20 protein-coding genes are annotated in these 24514 nt (G+C 39.1%); 13 read left to right on the forward strand and 7 right to left on the reverse strand.

Features of this window, described 5'->3' with window-relative positions:
• Positions 1-64: 64 nt before the first annotated feature.
• Together JMN32_RS06150 and JMN32_RS06155 are read right to left on the reverse strand one after the other, a co-directional pair.
• Entirely contained in the window at positions 65-379 is a 315-nt protein-coding gene (locus JMN32_RS06150) for a hypothetical protein (RefSeq protein WP_202855427.1), read from the reverse strand.
• Between the two features lie 94 nt (positions 380-473).
• Positions 474-719 carry an HTH domain-containing protein gene (locus JMN32_RS06155; RefSeq protein ID WP_202855428.1) on the reverse strand — a complete coding sequence of 82 codons (246 nt, stop codon included), beginning with the start codon at positions 717-719 and terminating at the stop codon, positions 474-476.
• A 337-nt stretch (positions 720-1056) separates the two neighbouring features.
• On the opposite strand from JMN32_RS06155, the gene JMN32_RS06160 reads away from it, so the two are divergent.
• A complete protein-coding gene (locus JMN32_RS06160) occupies positions 1057-1554 on the forward strand; it encodes a helix-turn-helix domain-containing protein (RefSeq protein WP_202855429.1) in 498 nt (165 codons plus the stop codon).
• 59 nt (positions 1555-1613) lie between these two features.
• Here JMN32_RS06160 and JMN32_RS06165 read toward each other — a convergent pair whose 3' ends face one another.
• The 4 genes from JMN32_RS06165 to JMN32_RS06185 all read right to left on the reverse strand — a co-directional run bounded on the left by JMN32_RS06165 (position 1614) and on the right by JMN32_RS06185 (position 3787).
• On the reverse strand, positions 1614-1769 hold the full coding sequence (locus JMN32_RS06165) for a hypothetical protein (protein WP_202855430.1): 156 nt from the start codon (positions 1767-1769) through the stop codon (positions 1614-1616).
• A gap of 40 nt (positions 1770-1809) precedes the next feature.
• Positions 1810-1962, reverse strand: a complete 153-nt coding sequence (locus JMN32_RS06170; protein WP_202855431.1) for a hypothetical protein — start codon at positions 1960-1962, stop codon at positions 1810-1812.
• Positions 1963-2055: 93 nt separating this feature from the next.
• Positions 2056-2706: a hypothetical protein gene (locus JMN32_RS06175; protein WP_202855432.1), complete on the reverse strand. Its 651-nt coding sequence runs from the start codon at positions 2704-2706 to the stop codon at positions 2056-2058.
• Between the two features lie 925 nt (positions 2707-3631).
• A complete protein-coding gene (locus JMN32_RS06185) occupies positions 3632-3787 on the reverse strand; it encodes a hypothetical protein (RefSeq protein WP_202855434.1) in 156 nt (51 codons plus the stop codon).
• A 412-nt stretch (positions 3788-4199) separates the two neighbouring features.
• Here JMN32_RS06185 and JMN32_RS06190 point away from each other — a divergent pair, with 412 nt between their 5' ends.
• From JMN32_RS06190 to JMN32_RS06235, 10 genes are all read left to right on the forward strand, one after another.
• Positions 4200-9017, forward strand: a complete 4818-nt coding sequence (locus tag JMN32_RS06190; RefSeq protein ID WP_202855435.1) for a DEAD/DEAH box helicase — start codon at positions 4200-4202, stop codon at positions 9015-9017.
• 239 nt (positions 9018-9256) lie between these two features.
• The gene (locus JMN32_RS06195; protein ID WP_202855436.1) at positions 9257-9700 is read left to right on the forward strand and encodes a hypothetical protein; all 444 of its coding nucleotides are present in this window, start codon (positions 9257-9259) and stop codon (positions 9698-9700) included.
• On the forward strand, positions 9693-10292 hold the full coding sequence (locus JMN32_RS06200) for a pseudouridine synthase (protein ID WP_202855437.1): 600 nt from the start codon (positions 9693-9695) through the stop codon (positions 10290-10292). The genes JMN32_RS06195 and JMN32_RS06200 overlap by 8 nt, the downstream gene beginning before the upstream one ends.
• Positions 10293-10316: 24 nt before the next feature.
• Positions 10317-11060 (forward strand): phosphodiester glycosidase family protein, encoded by a 744-nt coding sequence (locus tag JMN32_RS06205; protein WP_202855438.1) that lies wholly within the window; start codon positions 10317-10319, stop codon positions 11058-11060.
• Positions 11061-11107: 47 nt separating this feature from the next.
• A complete protein-coding gene (locus JMN32_RS06210; protein ID WP_202855439.1) occupies positions 11108-11515 on the forward strand; it encodes a GNAT family N-acetyltransferase in 408 nt (135 codons plus the stop codon).
• A 67-nt stretch (positions 11516-11582) separates the two neighbouring features.
• Entirely contained in the window at positions 11583-13052 is a 1470-nt protein-coding gene (locus JMN32_RS06215) for a M20 family peptidase (RefSeq protein ID WP_202855440.1), read from the forward strand.
• On the forward strand, positions 13052-13435 hold the full coding sequence (locus JMN32_RS06220) for a ribosomal maturation YjgA family protein (protein ID WP_202855441.1): 384 nt from the start codon (positions 13052-13054) through the stop codon (positions 13433-13435). Before JMN32_RS06215 ends, JMN32_RS06220 begins: the two co-directional genes overlap by 1 nt.
• Positions 13436-13466: 31 nt before the next feature.
• Positions 13467-13907 carry a GNAT family N-acetyltransferase gene (locus JMN32_RS06225; protein ID WP_202855442.1) on the forward strand — a complete coding sequence of 147 codons (441 nt, stop codon included), beginning with the start codon at positions 13467-13469 and terminating at the stop codon, positions 13905-13907.
• A gap of 74 nt (positions 13908-13981) precedes the next feature.
• Complete coding sequence (locus tag JMN32_RS06230; protein WP_202855443.1) at positions 13982-14512, forward strand: hypothetical protein; 531 nt, start codon at positions 13982-13984, stop codon at positions 14510-14512.
• Positions 14513-14713: 201 nt separating this feature from the next.
• Complete coding sequence (locus tag JMN32_RS06235; RefSeq protein ID WP_202855444.1) at positions 14714-17119, forward strand: TonB-dependent receptor; 2406 nt, start codon at positions 14714-14716, stop codon at positions 17117-17119.
• Between the two features lie 146 nt (positions 17120-17265).
• On the opposite strand, the gene JMN32_RS06240 is transcribed toward JMN32_RS06235, so the two are convergent.
• Entirely contained in the window at positions 17266-19605 is a 2340-nt protein-coding gene (locus tag JMN32_RS06240; RefSeq protein ID WP_202855445.1) for an OmpA family protein, read from the reverse strand.
• A gap of 282 nt (positions 19606-19887) precedes the next feature.
• Here JMN32_RS06240 and JMN32_RS06245 point away from each other — a divergent pair, with 282 nt between their 5' ends.
• Together JMN32_RS06245 and JMN32_RS06250 are read left to right on the forward strand one after the other, a co-directional pair.
• On the forward strand, positions 19888-23049 hold the full coding sequence (locus JMN32_RS06245) for a cyclic nucleotide-binding domain-containing protein (protein WP_202855446.1): 3162 nt from the start codon (positions 19888-19890) through the stop codon (positions 23047-23049).
• Positions 23050-23056: 7 nt separating this feature from the next.
• A complete protein-coding gene (locus tag JMN32_RS06250) occupies positions 23057-24514 on the forward strand; it encodes a hypothetical protein (RefSeq protein WP_202855447.1) in 1458 nt (485 codons plus the stop codon).

A 24514-nucleotide genomic window follows, 5' to 3' on the forward strand; every position in this document is an offset into this window, starting at 1 on the left:
TTCCTCCCTGAAGGATATAATAAAAAGGTTGGCTATGGTATATCTTTACCTTACCCGTATCAAATCAGTTGCAGGGACAATTCACAGGATCCCTGATCAGCAGTACCTGTAGTACACCACGAACCTGTTTAAGCTGCTCCACCTGACCTCTCAGGCTATAATACATGAACTGAAAGTTTCTTTCATAGTCTTGTAAAGTATTGGCTTTATTCATGATCTCATGCAGTCCGTTTTCATAGATCAACTGTCCAAACTCCATATTAATGTCTTCGTAAGATTTGGCCAGTTGCGTTGTATGACAGACCAAGTCATTAACGGCTTGTAAAAGTTGACCGTAACGTTCCACTGATTCTTCCCACCTTGTATTTTGTTTTCCCATAATTTCAAATTTATAATGGAGCCACCACCCGGGGAGACACTTGCAACTCCCCTGAGATGACTGTTAACACAAACCCATATAGACGTGGGTATTTCTAAATATCCTCTTCTTTTACAAAGCCCATAACCATACTACCTTTTACAGCATACTTGTAGCTCTTTGACCTCCTGTCGAACACTACCGGAGCATCAAAGTCTTCTTTCAGTATTTTGAACAGGTTAAATACAGTCCTTCTCGATACATTTAGTTGTTCTGCAAAATCTTTCGCCTGCCCCACGTTACCATTTTGCAAGAGCTGGTCCACCTGCTCTATCTTTTCAATGATCTTTACTGACTTCATTTTCCATTAATCATTCCATGAGGGTTTATCTGAAATTGATTTTTGCCTTGTAACATAGCTGCTCAATAACCCACAACAATTATAGAAGAGGTCATGGAGGAGGTACCATAAATGCACCTCCCCTGACCCGTCAACCTAAACCCTATTCAGGCTTTTGACTTCCACAAGTGTATTCCCTCATATCCTTTTCAATATTCTGACCGTTGGCAAAGCTCAGTTCAACTTTATTAGGGTTGATGAAGCATACACATGGCAATTCTGTTCGATTTGTATATATTTGATTGGGCTAAAAATAACCTTTGTTACAAAAATCATAACAATACAAATATAGAAATAAGTGTCATTTTCTAAAACAATTTCGAAAAGAATTTCTCTTCTCCGTACTGAGCGTGGCCTTACTTTGGAAGAAGTGGGAAGTCAAATGGAGCAAATAACCGGTAAGCCATACCCCAGAAACAAGGTTTGGAGCTATGAGAATAACAAACTCAAAGTACCGGCTGAACTTATTCCTGTATTTGCCAAAATATTTGATATCACTACCGATGAGTTGTTTTACGAATCCGGTCAGCTGGAGAAAACCGGCCAGTTTGAAGGAAGTCTGGCAGAATATCGGAGATTGGTAGAAAGCAATCCTGAGAAGGCACTAGAGAAAGCCTCTGAAATTGTACAAACCGCGCAGGCTGAAAACATTCATCTAAGAGAGCAGCTCACCATGTGCCAGCAAGAAAACGAGAGGTATAAAAAGGAAAATACCGAGCTTAAAAAATTTGTGACCGACTTCAACAAGTTTCTACGCAATGCTGAAAAGCTTGTGCCTAAAGAGGGAAATGACTGATGCTATTGGTTTCTTGTAATGAATTAAATTTACGTACATTTCCAATCCACTTCATATAGTTATAAATCTTCGGGACCATGATCATGTCCTTCATTGACGCCTTCAGTGTTGAGTACATGATCTGAGGCAGGAATAACTTCCTCTTCCTGGCATGCGGTAAAAGTCAGTACAAATAGAGACATGAGTACAATAACAGCAATTATTCTAATTTTCATTTGCTTCTGAGTTTAAAGGGTTGGTTAGTTGTATACTGCATTAAAATTCTCTAGGACCTGACTCATCCCCTTTATCTCCTTCTGTCTCTAGAAGTTGATCATTTGAGGGCCCAACCTCTTCCTCCTGACATGCGGTAAAAGCCAGTCCAAATAGAGCCATAAGAGCGACAACAGTAATTTTTCTAATTTTCATTTGGTTCTGAATTTATATAAGTGTTTGGTTAGCGTTTGTTGCATAAGCACTTCAAAACTTGCCCCGCTACACCCCGGTATAAACCTCTATCGGTTATTCCGCCATTCGGGAAAGGATTTTCTGTAGCTCTGCAACGTTCTTCGCACCATATTCATCCATCATTACTTGCAAACCCGACTCGTAGCGCCCCAATGCCCTTTTATCTTTCCGATGCTTATTTATGATATATATGATCAATAAGCAGGATAACACCACAAGGAACGTGGTGATCAAAGTGCTTATCTGAAAGGTAAATGTCTCTTTCTCAAATAGTGCGAGATCCTCCTTATGTCGTTCTGATTCCTTCAGACGAGCAATCTCCAGTTCTGCTTTCTCTATACTTTCCTGATCGTACTTAGATTGTATCAGCCTGATTTGTTCTTCCAGCATCTTATCCTTTCTGTCCCTGATCATGCTGTACTTCTCAATCGGAACTTCAACTCCACTAAGAGACGCATTGTTTCTCAGATTTTGAATGGCATTCAAAGCCACACCCAGTTCTTTGGAAAGCAATTCATTATCTGTTGCTGACAGTTCCACCACCTGATCATAATAGTTTAGTGCAGCTTTATAATCACCCTTGAGAACGGCCAATTCTCCTAAATAATTATAATTAGGTCGCTTATCCGCATCTGCTAAAGAGTTCTTTAATTCCAGCGCTTCATTCAACCACTTTTCAGCTTTGGCAATTTCACCTGCCTTCATATAGCTCTCCNTGCTTCATTCAACCATTTTTCAGCTTTGGCAATTTCACCTGCCTTCATATAGCTCTCCCCTATATTTCCATGTAGGTAGGCCTTTTCCAACTGCTGTTTGTCATCCAAATATGTTAGGCCTTCTTCAAAGCTTTTTATTGCATCATCAAACCTTTGTTTCCGAAAGTACCATTCTCCGTATAAGTTATGATAATTGTAAATCCAATGATCAGAGGCAATTATTTTGCTGATTTGACTGCCTTTTATAATGTAATTTTCAGCTAAGACATACTTACCGTCATTCATGCATAATAAGCTTATGTTATCATACACCACTGCAAGTTTTTCAAGTTTATTCAATCGGGAATATATTTTCTCTGCATCTTCAAGATGATATAAACCTTCATCCGTTCTCTCTACAAGTCGGTAAACATTACCCAAATTTACAGCTAACTTAGCTTGTTTCAGTGAGTCGTTTAATTGGTTATACAGTATCAGAGCTAATTTGTAAGATTTGACAGCTTCTCCATATTGATTACTCATTCTATTTAAGTAACCATGATTCTCATAGTACCTAGCCAAATATTCCTTATTGTCCAATTCTACTGCTAATGTTCTCACCTTTTCAAGCAATTCAAAAGCTATAGCTGGTTCTTTATAGTGGCTAAGATAGTTTTGATAAGTATTCTCTAAAGTTTCTAGTTTTGATGGGGCGGGATCATAATTCTCTTCTTGGGTACAAGCTGTCCAAAGCAGTAAACTAAAAACAGCCAGAGCTAACAATCTCGGCATAAGTAAAAGTGGGTTTATCAGGTTGATTAAAAATTGCAACAATACCGAACAAAGATGTCGGTATTATTACAATAATCAACGTCCTTATCTATAGCAAAACTTACATGCATAAGAAAAACTCTTAGTCTCGCCAGTTCTAATTATCAATCATCTTCCGGCCCCAGATCATGTCCATCATTATTACCTTCTGTATTAAGTACATTATTAGTACTTGGGATAATTTCTTCCTCCTGACATGCGGTAAAAGCCAGTCCAAATAGAGCCATGAGAGCGATAACAGTAACTTTTCTAATTTTCATTTGCTTCTGAATTTAAAGGGTTTGGTTAACATTTGCTGCACGAATGTTTCAGATATGCAACAGGTACAAACTTAACTTTAAATGTATTTATCGACTAATCGCACTTTCAGGCTTATGTTACGCTGGTAATGAATAGGTTAGAGTTATACTATTTAACTTGAGTGCAATTAACCTGCCCTCTTAAAAAAAGATAAAATATGAGCCAGCCACTTAATGCTTCATGATTAAAAGGTCGAAATACCGTATAAAAGAGAGGGTAAATCACTGATTTATCAGGAAAGCTTACATAGTATTTCAAGTTGGAGGTCGCTATTAAAATCTAAAGCTGCAGACGTAAAATACCCAAGGTTGGGTATTGATTTCATCTATTTTTATTACCAAACTTGGAAATCTATACAACTTCGTTTTTACTATGAAAAAAGAGAAGCAATTCTTTATAAAACTACAGGAAACCAAGCAACAGGATGTTAAAGTATTATTAAAGAAGGCCTATCGCGGAATTTGGGAAACAGCAATTAAAAAGTATTCTGACAGTGCTCACTTCATTTATGAATTGCTTCAAAACGCAGATGATACCAAAGCCACTTGGGTTGAGTTTCATCTTAAAACCGACGGCCTGTGGTTCAAGCATAACGGCTCCGTTCGTTTCTCCATATCCAACCCAGATAATGAAGATGAAGATTCAGAAATGGGTAACCTAGGCCATATCAATGCTATTACCTCAATTGGTAATTCAACCAAGATTGACGAGCAAAAAATTGGGAAATTTGGAATAGGCTTCAAGGCGGTTTTTGCATATAGCATGTCACCACACATCTATGATGACAACTTTAACTTTAAATTAGAGAATTATATAGTACCAAATGAAATTGAATCACTCAATGGACAACGGGCAGCAGGAGAAACTGTATTCTATTTCCCTTTCAACCATATATCAAAGTCTGCGCAGGATGCTTATACTGAAATTGAAGACAAATTAGACTCGCTGTTTCAGCCAATCCTTTTCCTTACTAACCTCCAAAAGATCACTTGGAAATCCAACGAGAACGACGGTGTTTACTCAAAACATCTATTAAAAACAGAGCAACTTGATAACATCCGTGCAGAATTAATGGAAGTTGAAAGCGTGGAGAATGAAATCAGCAACAAAGAACTAATTTGGCTATTCTCAACAGACTTTTCGCACGAGCAACTAAAATCCCAACACCGCATTTATGTCGGCTTCTTTGCACTTGATCAAAAGGAATTAAAGACCGGATATACCTATGAAGCATTCTGTTTCTTTCCCACAAAAGAGGAAACTAAGCTAGGTTTTGTAATTCAGGCACCTTTTCTTTTAACAGACAGTAGAGAAGGAATAAAGGCAGGTGAGCAATGGAATCTGGAAATAATACAATTTGCAGCCAAACTAGCGGCCAATTCTTTATCAATATTGAAAACCATTGGTCAAAGAGATAAATCCTATTTGCTCAACGACAGTATTTTAGAACTAATACCATACAAAGAAAGTGACTTTGCTGACATAGGAAGCAAAGCCAAAATTTCATTTAAACCCTTCTACACTGAGATTCTCAAGAAATTTCAGAACGAACAATTATTACCCGGACGAAACGGTAAGTATTACAAATCAACAAAAGCCTATTGGGCATCAGATCCCGAATTGGCAGAACTCTTTTCAGATGAACAGATAAGCAAACTAATGAACAATCCTGAGTCGGGATTAGTGTTTGTAAGCAAGGGACAGAAGCAACTAAGCCAAGCCAATAAGCCTTTAGAGAACTACATTAATTTAATCATCAGCGACACCTTAGATCCAAAAAAGCTTCTCAGGAGAATTGACGCCTCATTTATAGAGGTACAATCTGATGAATGGCTATTGAAATTCTATGCTTATTTAGGGGGACGAAAATCCCTTTGGGATGATAGAGATAAACTTGCTCAAAAACGTCCAATACTACTCAACCAAGAACGAAAAGCGGTTACCCCTTTCAATGATGACTTAATAGCACCAAACATTTTCCTTCCTTCGGATAGGCCAACTGGGTACGATACCATATACAAGCCTTTCATTGAGAATGAAGAAGCTCTAGAATTCTTCAAAGGTTTAGGTATTGGCAAACCTGATTTACGAGCAGAAATTTTCAAAACTATAATTCCACAGTACAAGGATGGATTTAACTATAATGATAAGGATAAAATATTAGCTCATTTTGATTCCTTTCTATCCTATTTTGATATCTGTCCTGCATCCTTACTAAATGATTATGTAGATAAATTGCAAAAAATTCACTTTATCGCCACAAGAAAAGCGAGCGATCCTGATACCATTTATTTCTGTCATCCAAAATCTATTTATATTCCAAGTAAGCAGCTAAATATATACTTCGAGCATGCTAAAGAAGTGTATATTCTTGACGAAGACTACTATTTGGACCTTATTCATAGCCCCCGCAAAAATTCATTTTACGCATTCCTTTCAGCCTTATTTTGTAACTCTAAACCTCGTCTTATTCACAAAAAGGTTGACACCACCCATGAAAACAAAGAAAAATTTGGTCTTACAGGTATTGAAGTTTCCCATACCTACGTTTCCAATCAAACTATTAAAGATTCAATTCTGGATGGATTAGAAGATGCTGTTGCAAATATTAACCTTGAGCTTTCTGTGCTTATTTGGGAGTATATGCTGTTTCACATATATGGCAAATCTACTAACTCAATTGAATCAATCATATTGGGCACTTTTTTGTATGTTCCCAAATGGAATCAATATCAGAGATCTCATAAATTTGAGTCCACCTTATCATCAATTCTAAAAAATGACAAGTGGCTTTACGATAAGGATGGAAATCTAAAATCTGCCAGGGAAATCCAAAGAGAAGAACTGAATGAAATTTATTATTCCCAAGACTATGATATCTCTGCATTTCTTGAATTCTTAGGAATCGAAAGCCCGGAAGATGAATTAGAGCTCTCAGAAGAACAAAGAGCTACATACCTACTTGGCAAGAAGCTTCAAGAAGAAGGTATAACCGAAGAAGAATTAGCTGAAGCATTGAGTATGATTAAAGCTAAGAAAAAATCAGCTAGTTGGCAGGAAAATAACGATACGAAGGAAAATAGTGACTTCATAGATGATGCTATTGAGGACACTTTAGACCGCCTCAAAAAAGGTATTGAAAAGAAGCGTAAGACAAGGTCTGAAAATCAAAAAGAAGAACCAAAACAGGAAGAGCATGACTCTCCCGAATCAATGGTTGACCAGGATGAATACAATAAGCCTTCTGTTGACCTTCAAAAGAAAATTGACAGGCTCAAAGAACAGACAGAAGCCCAGATTGAAGACCTTACCCGAATAGAAAAGTTGAATGAAGCTGTTTCAGATTCTGAAATGTACTCGTATGCATGGTTCAAAGCATTACTTGAACTGGAATATCTGAACAGCTCTGAATCCAACACCCATGGAAAGGAAATATCAATTCAATTTACCAAAGCAGAAAAAGAGCCGGGTACAGAACGAACTTTGATTCTCAAACACCCAAATAGATATATACCTCAATCCATTGAGGATATTGGCGATCTCCAAATTCGCTTGTATTCTGGCGAAGAATCCAAAACGGTAACAGTTGAGGTTGTAAGTGTAAAAGAGTATACCCTACGGGCAAAGCTGAAGAAAGCTGCTGACATTTCAGATATTGATCTACCAAAAATAACCCGAATTGCTATTGACATAAAGAATCCGGTATTCATACTTGAAGAACTTCGTAAAGCCTTCAACCAGCTTGGCTTTGACAATGATTATAATTTGCATAAAAACCTATCGAAAGACCTTCGCTTTATCTTTGGTCCTCCTGGTACGGGCAAAACAACCTATATAGCAACCAACGAAATTATTCCTTTAATGCAGCAGGATGAAAATTTAAAGGTTCTTGTTCTTACCCCAACTAATAAATCTGCAGATGTTCTTACAAAGCGGATTATTGAGGAAATGGAGGATGATGAGACCTATTATCATTGGCTACTCCGCTTCGGAAATACTAGTGACGAGTCGTTGGAAAATAATATGGTTGTAATCGACAAAACCTTTGACATTAGAACTAAGCCCAAGAATACCACAATTACAACCATAGCAAGGTTTGCATACGATTATTTTCAACCTGAAACACATGATGAACGACTACATCTAAAATTCCTACAATGGGACTATATAATCATTGATGAAGCCTCAATGGTTAACTTGGCCAGTATAGCCTATGTACTTTACCAAGTGCCGAATGCCAAATTTATAATTGCCGGAGACCCATTCCAAATTCAGCCAATTACTCAAATCGAGCACTGGAAGGATATGAATATCTACAGCATGATCAACCTTGATAGGTTTGTTCAACCAATGACAACTCCTCATGATTTTAAAATAATAAGTCTTTGCAAACAATACAGGTCAGTTCCTACCATTGGAAATCTTTTCAGCCACTTCACCTATAATGGGATTCTCGAACACCATAGGACTGGTGAAGAACAAAAAACTTTAAGCATAAAAGGGCTTAACTTCAGGGATATAAACATCATCAAGTTTCCAGTCACCAAGTCTGAAAGCATTTATAAGCCAAATACTTTGAACAAATCGAACTATCAAGTCTACTCGGCGTTATTTACGGTCGAGTTCGTTCAATCACTTGCCATTCAGGTTCAGACAAACCATAAAGACAGGTTCAGAATTGGAATTATTTGTCCTTACAAGGCCCAGGCAACCCTTATTGAAAAATTACTTGCACAACAATTTGAAGAGACCGAGAAGGTTGAAATTTTGATTGGTACAATTCATGGTTTCCAAGGAGATGAATGCGATATAATCATTTCGATCTTCAATCCACCATATTCTATTAGCAACCACCCGAGCATGTTTCTCAATAAACAAAATATACTCAATGTATCCATTAGCAGGGCAAGAGATTACCTGTTTATTTTGATGCCAGATGACCGCACCCAAGGTATTGAAAACTTATACAAAGTAAAAAAAATTGAAAGGCTTGTTTATCACTTGGCTCCTGACAATCACTCAGTCTATGAATCTACCAAAATCGAAGAAATTATGTTTGCCAGTGATAGTTATATATACGATAACTCATTCGCCACCTCGCATCAAACTGTAAATGTATACTCAAAGCCTGAGCGGAAATATGAAGTTCGTTGTGAAGAAGTTGCAGTAGATGTTCAAATAAAACAATGATTTTTATCCTATGGTAAAGAAATCATATTTTTCATACTTGATAGTTTTATTTGAAAACTGGAAGATAATAATTGATGCATCTGCTCATTTTTCAAAACGGGTTAAAAAGTTCTCCACCCCTTTACCCTAATCACCTCTCAACCCTATCAGACACAACGAAACAGACATAACTCCCTGAAAATTATTGAATTTCATCCCTGCTTAGCATATATTGGCCGATATTTTATCCGCATTCCACCATGAAAGCAGCAAAAAACATTTTTCACTACATCAGCTATCTTCAATATCCCTTTATTTTAATAAGTCTGTTCTATCTCTACAAACCTCTTATTTATGATTTAAGCACTGTTTGGGATAACCTTAATAAGGTACTGATATTAATGGGGCTGGGTATCAGTTTGGCCACCCTGCAAGACACCCAAAAGATGCAGAATAAACTCTCAAGAAAGGTATGGCAAAACCCAAGATATAGCAGGATATTCCTTCTTTATCTACTCTCTCCAGTGGTTATTATTATCTCATTTGGTTTGTATGGTCTTTTGCTATCAGCAAACAAGCAATTAGTAGAAATAGCCCCTGGGATCGTTGTTTTCGGCATCGGTCTTATCGGTTTTCTTAAAGCAGGTGTTGAAATGGCTGAAAATCACAGAAAGGATCAGACCGCAAAAGTACATAATGCATAACTCAACTAATCAGCAGCGTCACTTTATTATACACAAGCCTTTTGGGTATTTATCTCAGTTTGTCAGCAATCAAAATAAGCAGAGAAACAAAAAAATGCTGGGTGACCTTTATGATTTTCCGGAGGGTGCCATGGCTATTGGCAGGCTGGATGAAAGCTCTGAAGGGCTACTTCTCATCACTACGGACGGCAAGGTGAGTGAGCAGGTACGAGGTAAAAATGTAGAAAAGGAATACTATGCCCAGGTAGATGGTGACATTACCAGTGAGGCCATAGAGCAACTAAAAAAAGGCGTGGAAATAGGTACAGGTAGCAATGCTTACAACACCCTGCCCTGTCATGCTTTTCGGCTAGACCAGCTCCCTGACTTTCCTCCACGTGCAAAAAAGATAAGGGATGAAAGACATGGCCCTACCAGCTGGGTATCCATTACCCTAACTGAAGGAAAGTTCAGGCAAGTTCGCAAAATGACGGCTGCGGTGGGCTTTCCGACCTTGCGACTGATACGGGTCAGAATTGGAGATATATTGATCGACCATATGAGTCCCGGGCAAACCATAGAAGTTGATAACTTCAATATAAACACTGAATAATTGAAGGTTCATAAACATAATAGCATGAGTAAATTATGGCTCCTTTTGTCTGCATTAACTTTCCTGATATCCACCAGCTCTCTTCTAACTGAAAAACAAGGAAGGGCTATTGATGAACCTAAGTTCATCAGCTATGAGATGGACCCGACTCAGCAGGAACTTAAATTTTACTGGAAGGATAAGCATGGCGCCAACTATCAAAACTTTCAGAGGCTAAAAGCTAACTTAGAAAAAGAAAGCAAAGAACTGGTATTTGCCATGAATGGCGGCATGTATAATCAGGACCGGTCTCCCCAGGGACTATATATCGAGAATGGACAACTCAAATCGCCTCTTGATACGGTCCAAAGCGGATACGGCAATTTCTACCTCCAGCCAAACGGGGTATTCTACCTGACAGATGATAACAAACCCGCGGTAAGCACCTCTCAAGCCTTCATTAATCGCCAAAATATTAGATACGCTACTCAGTCAGGCCCCATGTTAGTTATTGACGGAGAAGTTCACCCCAAATTCATCAAAGGGTCACAGAATATCCATATAAGAAATGGCGTTGGCATACTCCCTAATGGCAACATATTGTTTGCCATTTCCAGAAGCAAAGTTAACTTCTTTGACTTCGCCACTTTCTTCAAACAAAAAGGCTGCGAAAACGCGCTTTACCTGGATGGCTTTGTTTCAAGAGTATATCTACCATCAAAAAGTGTAAAGCAACTGGATGGAAGCTTTGGAGTAATTATAGCTGAAACCAAGTCCAAAACAAACTAAAACCAGAAGACCTGCAAAATGTAATCTTAGCTTAAAATTGATCAAATATGGAAATTACTATTTCAGACAGAAGGGATATTGAACTCAGTGACATACTCGAACTTTATAAAGCCAATAAATGGAGTTCAGCTGAGAAGCCTAATGAGCTTTACAATGCACTCACAAACTCTCATTCACTGATATCTGCCTGGAATAGTGATAAGCTGGCAGGCATTGGAAATGCGATTTCTGACGGCCATCTGGTTGTTTATTATCCACACTTGCTGGTACACCCCGATTACCAGGGCCAGGGAATCGGGCAAATGATTGTTACCAAAATGCAGGAAATATATGGAGATTTCCATATGCAAATGCTAACTGCAGATGGGAAAGCCATTGATTTTTATAAAAAGATAGGGTTTAAAAGAGCCGGAGCTACAGAACCGATGTGGATCTACCATGGCCATGAACATTAATAAAAATTACAGATCAAACCTCTCTGTTAACTATTGTCAATAACCATTTTATATATTAGCTTGCCTCATGAAAAAAATACTATTCGCCCTTCTTTTACTTATTGTTGTAATTGTTGGTTATATTTTATACAACACCTTCACTTTTCCATCCAAACAAATTACAGTGGCCCCTGCTTCTAAAATAAGCATCCCCGCAGATGCAAAGGAGCACCTGGCAAAGGCCCTTACAATCCGTACTATATCGAATGAAAACCCAGAAGATTTTGACTCAACCGCATTTTACGAATTCGGGCAATTCGTAAAAAACACCTATCCCTTGACCGATTCGCTTTTAGAGTTAACCAACATCAATGAGTTCAGCATGATATTCAAATGGGAAGGCTCGGACACATCACTCAAGCCAGTGATACTTATGGGGCACCTCGATGTAGTGCCTGTAGCTACAGAAAACCTTGAAAAATGGTATATTGATCCCTTTGCTGGTATCATCAAAGATGGAGTTATCTGGGGGCGTGGCGCCATTGATGACAAGATAAGCGTAATTGGCAACCTGGAAGCTGTAGAGCTACTCCTGAAAGAAGGAGTAAAACCCCAACGTACTATTTACCTTTGTTACGGCCATGATGAAGAGCTTGGAGGTCTAAACGGTGCTGTAGCTATTGTAAAGTACCTGAAAGAAAAAGATGTAGAAGCCGAATTTGTGCTCGATGAAGGTTTTGCCATTACCCAGGGACTAATACCTGGAACTGATAAAGATATTGCTCTCATTGGTACGGCGGAAAAAGGCTTTGTGACCTTAAACCTGTCAATAGCCATCGAGGGTGGGCACTCATCTATGCCGAAGGAAGAAACAGCTATTGATGCCATTTCCAAAGCAGTGGCAAGGTTAAAGGATAACCCATTCCCTGCCGAAATAACCCAACCCGTGCAGGACTTCATGAGTCACATCGGTCCTGAAATGCCTTTCACACAGAAAATGGCATTTGCCAACCCCACCATTTTCAGGCCCATGATCATAAGTACTTTGGAAAAGAAACCATCCGGTAATGCATTGATCAGGACCACCACTGCTCCTACCATCATCAATGGTGGAATCAAAGAAAACGTGATCCCTTATGAGGCGCATGCTTCTATAAACTTTAGAATATTGCCGGGTACCAGCATCGAAGATGTTAAGGAGCACGTGATCAACACCATAGCCGATGATCGCATAGAAGTAAAGGAAGGTTCGTTCAACAGTGAGGCACCCAAGTCATCAAGTGTTAATTCTTTTGGCTATAACACTATTCATACTACCATAAAGCAAATATTCCCTCAAGTGGTCGTTACACCCAACCTCGTTATAGGTGCAACTGATTCTCGCTATTACTATCCACTAAGCAGCAATGTTTATCGTTTTACACCATTCTATCTTAACAGTGAAAACATTAGCACATTTCATGGTATTAATGAGCGTATATCCGTTAATGACTTTGAAAATGCCATCCGGTTTTATGCACAGTTGATCAGAAACTCTATTGAACTCAACCATCAGTAATGTTTAAATTTCAAATAAAATACTTATTGCTGACTATCGGTTTGCTGATCACTGAAGTGCTTATTGCCCTATATGTGCATGATAGTATCATAAGACCCTACATCGGGGATTTATTGGTGGTTATACTGATCTATAGCTTTTTCAGAACCTTCCTCAACGTACCTGTCTTCAAGCTGGCCTTAGCTGTGCTTCTTTTTGCATATGCAGTAGAAATTGCTCAATACTTCAGGTTGGTCTACATCTTAGGCCTCGAAGAGTATAAGATTGCCAGAATAATTATTGGAGTATCTTTCGAATGGCTGGACCTAATAGCCTATACCGCCGGCATAATTGTGGTCTTAATGTTCGAGCCTAAAGAAAACAAGGTGGTAGAATCAACCTAATGGAGATCTATTAACTATATCACTTCACCATATGGAGATCAAACAGCTAGGTAAGCATGATACCCTTTTATTCCAAAAACTTATCGAACTCTTTCGTGAAGTGTTTGAAGACAACCAGCCCTGGATTGGGCAGCAGGAACAATACACCCCTTTGTTAAGGTCTGATTTTATAGTCTATGTCATCCTGGATGGCGGGCAAGTCCTCGGTGGGCTTACAGCTTATGAACTGGCTGATTATTACTCAGGGATACCGGAAATTTTCATCTACGATATCGCCATCAAAAGCGAACACCAAAGGAAAGGATTGGGGGAAATGCTGCTAGAGAAAATTTTAAAATATGGCCGGTCTATTGGCGCCAGAGAAATATTCGTAATGGCCCACGCAGAAGATCAACACGCCCTGGATTTTTACAAGAAAACCGGTGGTGAGAGTGAAACTGTAATTAGCTTTACATATAAACCAACTAAATAAGCTATACACCACTCGATGCTTTCCTCATTACTAATCAATCATTTATACTTATATTGCATCTTTAAGTTGATGCATTGAAACGACGATTACTTGTAATAGCACTTCTACTATGTATGGTGGCTCCGTTTCTCGGAACCTTCACGTGGCTGAGCTATGAAAAAAAACAGGTAAGAAAAGAGCTAAAAAAACAGTTGATAGCTGGCATTGACAAAAGCGAACTTGTGCTTCTTAAGTTCACACCAAAGCAAAACAGTAAGCTGAACTGGGAGCATGAAAAAGAGTTTGAATTCAATGGCCAGATGTATGATGTTGTTGCCAAAGATACAATAGACGGGGTTATACATTATTGGTGTTGGTGGGACCATGAAGAAACTCAACTCAACAAAAAGCTGCAAAATCTACTGGCAAACGCCCTGGGTGGGGATATGGAACGTGAGCAAAGGAAAGGTAAAACAATTCGTTTTTACAGTTCTTTGTTTTTCAGCCAAAATACAGCGCTATTATTCCAATCCAATGGTGAAGAAATAGAAAAGCACTACACTTATACACGGGAAGCATACTTTCATACGCTTTCTCCTCCCATACCTCCTCCTAAAGCAGTCTGATCTTTAACATGCTAATTATCGCCATTACCCAATGGTACTTAGAGACTTTTCAAGAGCCTGATATAGTTGTGCAGCAATATTTTCTGCACTAAAGGCTACCGTTTAATAACAGATACTCACTCATTTTATGATTGATACGCGCTGTTTATGAAATAACGGACTTGAAAGCCTCGTAATTTTTTACCTATCTAAAACATTATAATGAACAGAATAATTTTATTGTGTTTGTTACTGGGTGTATCATACTTTGGATACTCTCAGGTAATAACCATTAAAGATCAACAAACAGGCGAACCACTGGAGATGGTAGCCTTAATAAGTAAACAACCTAAAGCCTATGCCACCACTAATGCAGAAGGGAAAGCCGATATTTCTTCCTTCCGGGGAGCAGAAAAAATCATCATCCATCTGATTGGCTATAAAAGAGTAACAAAAAGCTATGATGAACTACAGCATGAATCATTTAATTTAAACCTTGCGCATTCGGAATTCACTATGGAAGAAGTGGTTGTATCAGCCACCAAGTGGAACCAATCGTCAACTGAAGTACCTTCTAAGGTTATTGCAATTTCACCGGAAGAAGTTGCCTTACAAAACCCGCAAACAGCGGCCGACCTGCTTAACATATCCGGCAAGGTCTTCATCCAAAAAAGCCAGCAAGGTGGAGGCAGTCCCATGATCCGCGGGTTTGCTACCAACAGGCTGCTATACTCGGTAGACGGGGTAAGAATGAACACTGCCATATTCAGAGGAGGAAACCTGCAGAATGTCATTTCACTGGATCCGTTTGCCATAGAAAATGCCGAGGTACTCTTTGGGCCCGGATCGATCATCTATGGTAGTGATGCCATTGGTGGTGTGATGAGCTTCCAAACCTTGAAACCTCAACTGTCCATTTCAGACAAGCACCTGATAACCGGCAAAGCGGTAACGAGATACTCATCAGCCAACAATGAAAAAACGGGGCATTTTGATATCAATGTAGGCTGGAAAAAGTGGGCGTCGGTAACGAGTATCAGTGCTAACAACTACGGAGACCTTCGTATGGGTAGCCACGGCCCTGATGAGTACCTACGGCCGGTTTATGTACAACGACAAGATAGTATGGATGTAGTGGTCACCAATAACGATCCTCAGGTACAGGCTCCATCTGGCTATACGCAAATCAATATGATGCAAAAGCTACGGTTCAACCCCAATGATCACTGGGATATTGAATACGGCCTCCACTATTCAGAGACTTCGGATTATGCTCGCTATGACAGACACATCCGCTACAAGAAAGGCCTCCCCAGGTATGGAGAATGGAGCTATGGTCCTCAAAAGTGGCTGATGAACAACCTGAATATTAGCTATTCCAGTGTTGGCAGATTCTTTGATGAAGCTACCTTAAGGCTAGCCTGGCAATCCTTTGAGGAAAGCCGTATTAGCCGTAACTTTAATGATAATATAAGAGAAACACGTGTTGAAGAAGTAGAGGCTTACTCGGCCAACCTTGATTTCATTAAATCTATCCATGACAAAAACCGGTTATACTATGGCATCGAGATAGTGGGAAATGATGTTACCTCAACCGGTATTAATGAAGACATCTCCACAGGCGAGCGTTCTCCGGGGCCTGCAAGATACCCACAAGCCACATGGTCGTCATACGGCTTATATGTTTCTGACCAACATGACCTGTCAGATGATCTGATGCTACAGGCTGGTCTGAGGTATAATCAGGTTAAAATCGATGCCTCGTTTGATACCCGCTTCTACCCATTCCCTTTTTCCGATGCTGAACTGAATAATGGAGCTTTAACTGGGAGTATAGGTACTGTTTACCGCCCTACCAATACATTGGTGATCAGCCTTAACGCAGCAACCGCGTTCCGCTCGCCTAATGTAGACGACATGGGCAAAGTATTTGACTCAGAGCCAGGTTCAATAGTAATACCCAACCCCGATCTCAACCCCGAGTATGCCTACAACCTTGACCTGGGTATAGCCAAAACCTTCGATGATCTGCTTAAAATCGACATTAGTGGCTACTATACCCGTTTGCAAAATGCACTCACTCGCCGTGATTATACCCTAAATGGTCAGGACAGTATCATGTATGATGGCGAGCTGAGCCAGGTACAAGCTATACAAAATGCGGCTACCGCACAGGTTTATGGTATACAGGCCGGTTTTAAACTCAATTTGTCAGATGGTTTCGAACTGTCATCTGACTTCAGTTACCAAAAAGGCACTGAGGAGCTTGACAATGGAGAAGAAAGTCCTTCCAGACATGCTGCTCCATGGTTTGGAGTAACCAGGCTGACCTACAAGTTTGATAAGCTTAACATGCAATTTTATACCCATTACAGTGGAAAAAGAGTGTTTGATGATCTTCCGGAGGAAGAGAAAGGAAAAACGGATATTTACGCTATTGATGACGATGGCAACCCTTGGTCACCAGGCTGGTATACCCTAAACTTTAAGGCGAACTATGCATTTGCGGATAACCTGTCCATCAGTGCGGGGTTAGAAAATATTACAGATCAAAGGTATCGTCCTTATAGTTCAGGAATTGTAGCCCCGGGCAGAAACTTCATCCTATCACTCAAAGCTAACTTTTAAATAATAAATCAACTTATTGGGATCACATTGAATAGCACGAGCATACAAAGTTTATATATTGGAAGGAAGTAACGCTTCCCAATCAAGCTCACAAAAAAGCCTCATTCTGAAATCAGAATGAGGCTTTTCACTTATTCTTGTTTTAACTATTTCACTTCTCTTCCGTGCTCGTTAAGATCAACTATCTGAATCTCCACACGACGGCTCTCTTCTTTGTTTGAACTTTCAGTTTTTGTAGCACCATACCCTTTGGCTATGATCCTCCTTCGAACCACCCCTTTATGATTAATATAATCAAGCACAGCAATCGCTCTTTTATTGGAAAGCTCCCTATTAAACTTCTCGTCGCCTTCTGCAGAAGCATAACCAGATATTTGAATGCCTAATTCAGGGTATTTGTTTAACGTTTCTAATATTTCATTGAGCTGTTGATGATATGACGGCTTCAATTCACTTTTTGCCACATCAAAATAGACTTTTATCACTGCTTTTAGCAAAGCAGGGTCGTATGTGGTAGACCTCCCCTTATTTCTGTTTTTCTGTTTTTCAGCCTCCTCTGTTACATACATAGTAGGCAGCGAGAATATGGTTTTCCCGTTCACTACCTTCTGTTCGAACTTACTCTCGTCACTTTCATCATAATAATAAACTCTTGCAGCAGATTCCAATGCACGAGCGTCATCAAAGTTCACATCCTCAATAGGATTTTTCATATTGATAAGACTAACCAAATAGTCGATACCCTCCTGATCTTGTGCTTCAATCAGATCATTCATGAGGTCATACATATCAATACTGTCACTTTTTACCAGTGTTGCTTCATGTGTTTTTCTGATATCTGTAACTGCGTCCTCGTGGGTATCATAAAAAGCATTTTTAACCTCTACCTCCTGGCCTACAACCACTTCAAACTGTTTAATAGTCTTAAGATATATCTTCTGATATAACTCATAAAAGTAGGTTTGTCCGGGTATGTTAATATTCAGCGTATAAGGCAAAAAGCCTTCTGACTCAATAATCATATCATAATTTTTCGAAGGAGGCAAAATGATCAGGTAATTACCGGTTTTAGGGTCAGGTTGGTATACAAAATCCAACTTCTTACCTGACTCCACATCTACCACATAAATAGTTGTAGGAATAGGTTCATTATTTTCACCATTCAGGATACGCCCTTTGATCATGGTAAGTGGAATATTGGCCTCCTCTTCAGGCATATTAATTGAATAGATATCTTGTCCGCCTTGTCCACCTTTTCTGTCAGATGAAAAATATCCCTTTCTACCATCAGCAGTAAGTGTGAAATAATTATCATTTGCCGTGGTATTTATAGGGTATCCCATATTCTCCGGTGCAGTCCATTTACCATTAAACAAGCGGGTAACGAAAATATCTCTTCCCCCCATGGTATTATGTCCATCTGATGTAAAAAACAACGTCCACTGATCAGGGTGAATGAAAGGCGCATCTTCATTATATTTAGTGTTTACTTCAGGCCCCACATTTACAGGCTCACCCCAGTCTCCAGCCTCAGTTTTAACCGATTTGTAAATATCAAGTCCTCCATAGCCTCCAGGTCTGTTACTCGCGAAATACAATGTTTTTCCATCAGGAGTAATACTACCGGTAGTCTCTACATGGGATCTGGAGTTGATTTTATTTCCCATAGTTACAGGTGTAGACCAGTCATCACCAGCTTTATCGATAGTATAAAGATTGCCAGTGCCATCCGCTCCTCCTATAAAGATCAACATTTTCTGGCCATCAGCAGAAATTCCTGCAGTTCCTACATTATAATTGGACGCTATCTTAATAGGTTTCGGTTGCGACCAGTTGCCGGAAGTGTTATAAGAAATATAAACCTCCTCAATAAATTTATCACTCGATCTGGTTTTACCTGTATTAGGGCGTAAAGCTGTAAAAGCCATTACACTTTCATCGGCGGATACCACAGGGTTATATTCAGTATATTGCGAATTAATCACTTGTCCAAGATTAACAACTGTAATATCCTTAGGACTGCTCATCAGAGAAAGGGAATTATTGGCTACTTCCAATGCCCGATTCACCTTGGAAATTTCCCCCTGATTTCCCTTCAATGCTGCTTTATATTTACCATAGTAATCCAGGGCTTTCTCTATTTGCTCATCTTTGTGGTAAACCTCAGCCAGATCATAATATACATTGGCAGGCAGTTGGTCCATCCCCTTAGCTATAGCTTTCTCAAAGTAAGGGATAGCCTTGACCTGTTCATTAATTTCAAACATATTTTGGTAACTAACCGCAGTGCGGTAGTAAACCACGGGATCGTCCACTCCAGCCTCAATAGCTTCCAGATATAAGGACAATGCCTCCTGATAGTTTCTTATTTTAAAATATTTGTCAGCATCGTACACTTTTTTATCCACATCCTGACCAAATGCGGTAGTTATGCCCAAAAGCATAAACACTAATAATAAGGTAACTGATGATCTTTTACGTTCCATTCCTCTCAATTGTATTTCAATTTTTTTCAATAATAAAGCAATACCTATGGGGCCTTAACATACAAATTTAATCATTTTCTGTTAACATGTTATTCCAATATTTTTTAACATAACCAAGCAGTTTATTTAATTAATCACCAAAAGAATTGTAATTTCGCTGCAAATCAGTGGTTAACTGCAAATGATAATCTTCCCCTAATTGCTCATTTTTTTTATTTAATTGCTATTCTATTCTATTCTAATTATTAAATATTAAATTGTAATTTCCTTTAGAAATATAGTATGGGCTTTAATAAAAAACTTCTTGAGGTTTTAAATGTCGAGGAAAATGATGCCGTCAAGATATTCTTACTTCTTGGTATGGGGTTTTTCATTGGCATTTTCCTGGCTACTCTGGATGTTGGAGCTTCTACCCTATTCCTGAATAACTTTGATGAAAAAGAAGAATTACCGGTAGCTATATTAGTCTCCGGTATATTGGGCATCGTCACAACAGCCATATACAACTATTTCCAAAACAAGGTTTCTTTTAGAAAGCTGGCTATCGGCTCACTATTTTTAATAACATTAATATTGGCAGGTATAGAGTTTGGTTTTAGAACCACCGAAAACCTTAAACCCCTGTATTTCTTCGCTTTTACTTTCATTGTTCCCTCGAACTTCATTGTACTTCTTATTTTCTGGGGTTCATTTGGCCGGATGTTTAATCTACGTAAGGCTAAAAGAGTTATAGGCAGTGTTGATACCGGTCAACTCATAGCATCTATTATAGCTCTGTTTTCAATCCCCCTTATGTTAAAGTACATCAGCACCCAGGAGTTGCTGTTCATAAGTCTGGTAAGCATCGTAGGTAACCTTGGGATGTTCTTTATTATAACACAAAAGAACCTGTTTATAAAAAAGGAGCATGAAAAAGCACAAAGCATAAACTACGGCATGATCATCAAAGACAAGTACATCGGGCTGATGTCGCTTTTTGTGATCATTTCTATGATTGCCATGAACTTTGTTGACTATTCGTTTCTGAACGTAACAACAACACAGTTCAATGAAAAGGAGCTACCTAAATTTTTAAGCTACTTCGAAGCCACTGTAGTTATTTTTAGCTTTCTTTTTCAAACATTCGTCACCGATAAGATCATCGCCATTTATGGCTTGAAAGTATCATTATTGATCAACCCTCTGCTGATCACCATTTTTACCCTGATGGCCATTCCAATCGGTTACACCTTTGGTTATTCAGAAGTTAGTGAAACGTTTGTGATCTTCTTCGTAATTATATCCATGAGCAAGTTATTTATAGCTTCACTCAAGGACGCTCTGGACGGTCCGGCATTTAAACTATACTTCCTGCCTATCGACAGTGCCGTTCGCTTTGATGTACAAACCAAGATAGAGGGTGTTATTACGGCTTTTGCAGGACTTGTCGCAGGGGGTCTGATCATCCTGATCAACAATGTCAAGATATTCAGCCTAATCCACATTACCATATTTACATTACCTATACTCGCCATCTGGTACTTTATAACCAGAAAAATGCACCATAATTACAAAGAAACACTGCAATCCACATTAATAAAAAATAAAGGTAAACATGTATCTCAAAAAGAGTATGCTATAAATAAGGTCCTTGAAAATGAAATCAACAGCAAAGCTGACGAAAGTATAATATATGGGTTGAAGCTTATGGAAAAACTTGAGCCTGCTCTATTTGAGTCTTCTATCATCAGGCTGACAGAAAGCGACTCAAGAAAAGTAAAGGCTTATGCTAATGAAAAACTTAAAAGCCTCGATATTGAATTTGACAGAAATAAAGAACTCCACCAGCTTGCAAAAAAAGCCGCCAATGATTCAGAAGATTCCGAAGTAATATCCGTTCCTGCTAATAAACTAGCCAAGCTTAGTAAATCAATAAAAACAACAGACCGGACATTGGCCGCCAAGCTACTCCGAAAACTGATCAATGACCACAATATTTTTGTTCTACTCGAACTACTAAGGGATATCGACCCGAGGGTGAAGATGGAGGCAATCATTACAGCCAGAAAAGTACAAAGGCCCGAGACCTGGACCATCCTGATCGAGCTCTTAGATTCTCCTACATACAGCAATGCTGCAGCCTCAGCTTTATATGAAAGTGGAGAAGCTGCGCTATTTACTCTTGAGACAGCCTTTCATAAATCAGGTCAAAGCGACCAGGTAATGCTTAAAATCGTGCAGATCATGGGCAGAATTGGTGGTCCAGAGGCTATAGAGCTTTTATGGAAAAAAATAGAGTATCCTGATAAACGGATTGTCAAACAAATACTGCTTTCGTTCCGGTATTTTAATTACCAGGCCCAAAGCAGGGAGATTTCCAACCTCACCAACCTTCTCGAAAATGAGATTGGAAAAGCAATATGGAATCTTGCCGCGCTAATCGAAATTCCCGGAAATGAAACACGTTTTGAGCAACTTCGAAATGCCATTAAAGAAGAAATAAGTAACAATGAAGACACCATCTACATGATTTTATCTATCATGTATGATCCCCAGTCAGTACAACTGGTGCGTGAAAACGTAGAAACTGGTACCAGTGATGGTATTGCTTTTGCCATAGAACTTCTTGACCTTTTTCTTGACCCTGAGTTAAAACCAAAGTTGTTTCCATTAATAGATGACATACCTATTCATGACAAGGTACATCAACTCCAGGTTCATTTCCCCAGAGAAGATTACAGCCTGATTCAAGTTTTGAACTTTATCCTTAACAAAAACTATAATCAGATCAACCGCTGGACTAAAGCATGTGCGATCTATAGCCTGGTTCACTATCCCGAATTCAGAATAAGCAAAGGGCTGATAGCCCAACTGTTTAACCAGGATAGATTACTGCATGAAGTTGCCGGCTGGGTTATGTACCACAAAGACCAACAAGCCTTTGAAAAAATATCTGAACGTTTGCCCGACCAAAGGCTAAAACTCATACATGAGTCTATAGAAAACAACAGCGTGCATGAAGGTATGAAAGATGGGTTCTTTCTATCCATAGAAATGGTCATGTTCCTTAAACGCCTGCCTGTATTCAAAAATATAAAAGGTATACTCCTTTGCGACTTGGTGGACAAAATGTACTCCACACATCTGAAAGCTGGCAAATCGCTTTCTATACAGCATAATGATGATGAGCAAATTATCATTGTCGCTCAAGGAGAAGCTTTAGTAATGCAAGAAGAAAGTGAAGTGCAAAGACTAAAAACCGGTGAAGTTTTTGGTCATATTTTTAACCTGGATGACCACCGTGAAGCTACACACATTATGGCTTTCGGTGATGCGGTAATTTTCCATCTATCAGTTTATAATTTTTATAATGTAATGGCCAATCACCATGAGCTGGCACAAGGGCTTATAAAAAACATTAATTATAATCATCAAAAATCTTTTTCATTAAACGTAGAAAATTAAAGCTCACATGACCTTTAAGATTGATATATTAATTATTTACGCTGATGCAGACAACCAGCCCAACGATCATGGCAAACAGTGGGTTACTGAATTTAAAAGATTCCTGGAGTTGATGCTTATACAAGTGCTGGGTGAAAAGCCCAATATATTACTAAAGTCAGAACACGACAGCATAGCAGCATCAGATATGAAGGAAGTAGGTACCCTTATACCTATCATATCACCCGCATTCATTGAATCAGGAGAGTGCCTCGATACTTTGGAGGAATTTTACAACACCGTTAATACAGAACATCAGCGTGTATTTAAGGTCATCAAAAAGCCGTTGACTATAGAAGAGCAACCTACAAAGTTAAGAGACCTGATCGGCTTTAATTTGTATAATATCAACCTGGATTCAGGTGAGGCCACTGACTATGAAGACTTTTTTAGCTTGGAGGCTGAACAGGATTTTTGGATGAAAATGGTTGATCTGGCTTACGATATCCATGAGGGGTTGATCCTGCTAAAGCAAAAAGATTCCGGAGCAGGTATAAAACCGATCTTTTCACGAAGGTCGATCTATCTGGCAGAAACAGGACATGACCTTACTATTCAGCGAAACATTATTAAGCGTGAGTTGCAAAGACATGGGTATAAAGTGCTTCCCGATCGTAACTTACCACAGAACATTAACGAACTAAAAGATGAAATCAAGAAAGATGTAGAAGAAAGCAGCTTGTCAATACACCTGATAGGGAGTTCCTATGGCGAGATCCCCGGAGGTTCTGACCGCTCTATCGTAGATATTCAAAACCAGATCGCTTCGGAAAAGAGCAGCACACTAAAAGATAAATCTGAATTTTCCCGGTTAATTTGGATATCCCCAAAATTGCAAAACGCCAGTGAAAAGCAACTTGCCTTCATTGAAAGTGTCAAAAGGGACCTTTCATCCATTGAAGGAGCTGAAATACTGCAAACACCCCTCGAAGACTTCAAAAACATTGTAAGAGAAGAGTTGATAGAAATAGGAATAGATAAAAAACTTAACCGCCGCGAAACCGGAAATGTAGAGCAAAACGGAAAAGCCAATGTCTATTTGCTCTATGACAAAACAGATGAAAAAGAGGCTGCTCCTCTCAAAAAATTCATCAATGGTTCTGGGTATAACGTTTTGATACCTTCTTTCAAAGGTGAACTGCTCAACCTGCGGCAACACCATATTGCTAATTTACGCGACTTTGATGCCGCAATAGTTTTCCAAAACAATGTGAATGACCAGTGGGTAAGGATGAAGCTACTTGATCTGTTAAAGGCTCCGGGCTTTGGAAGACGCAAGCCTATTCAAGGCAAAGCAATCATGAGCAACAAGGATAAACAGATGGATTGGAGCTCCTACAAAAACCACAACATCATGGTCATTGACGGCACTGGAAAAGACGCCCTCAATGATGTAAAAATATTCCTGGAAGATATTAAAGTGTAG

The organism is Fulvivirga marina (assembly GCF_016775155.1).
GTDB classification, from domain to species: Bacteria; Bacteroidota; Bacteroidia; order Cytophagales; family Cyclobacteriaceae; genus Fulvivirga; species Fulvivirga marina.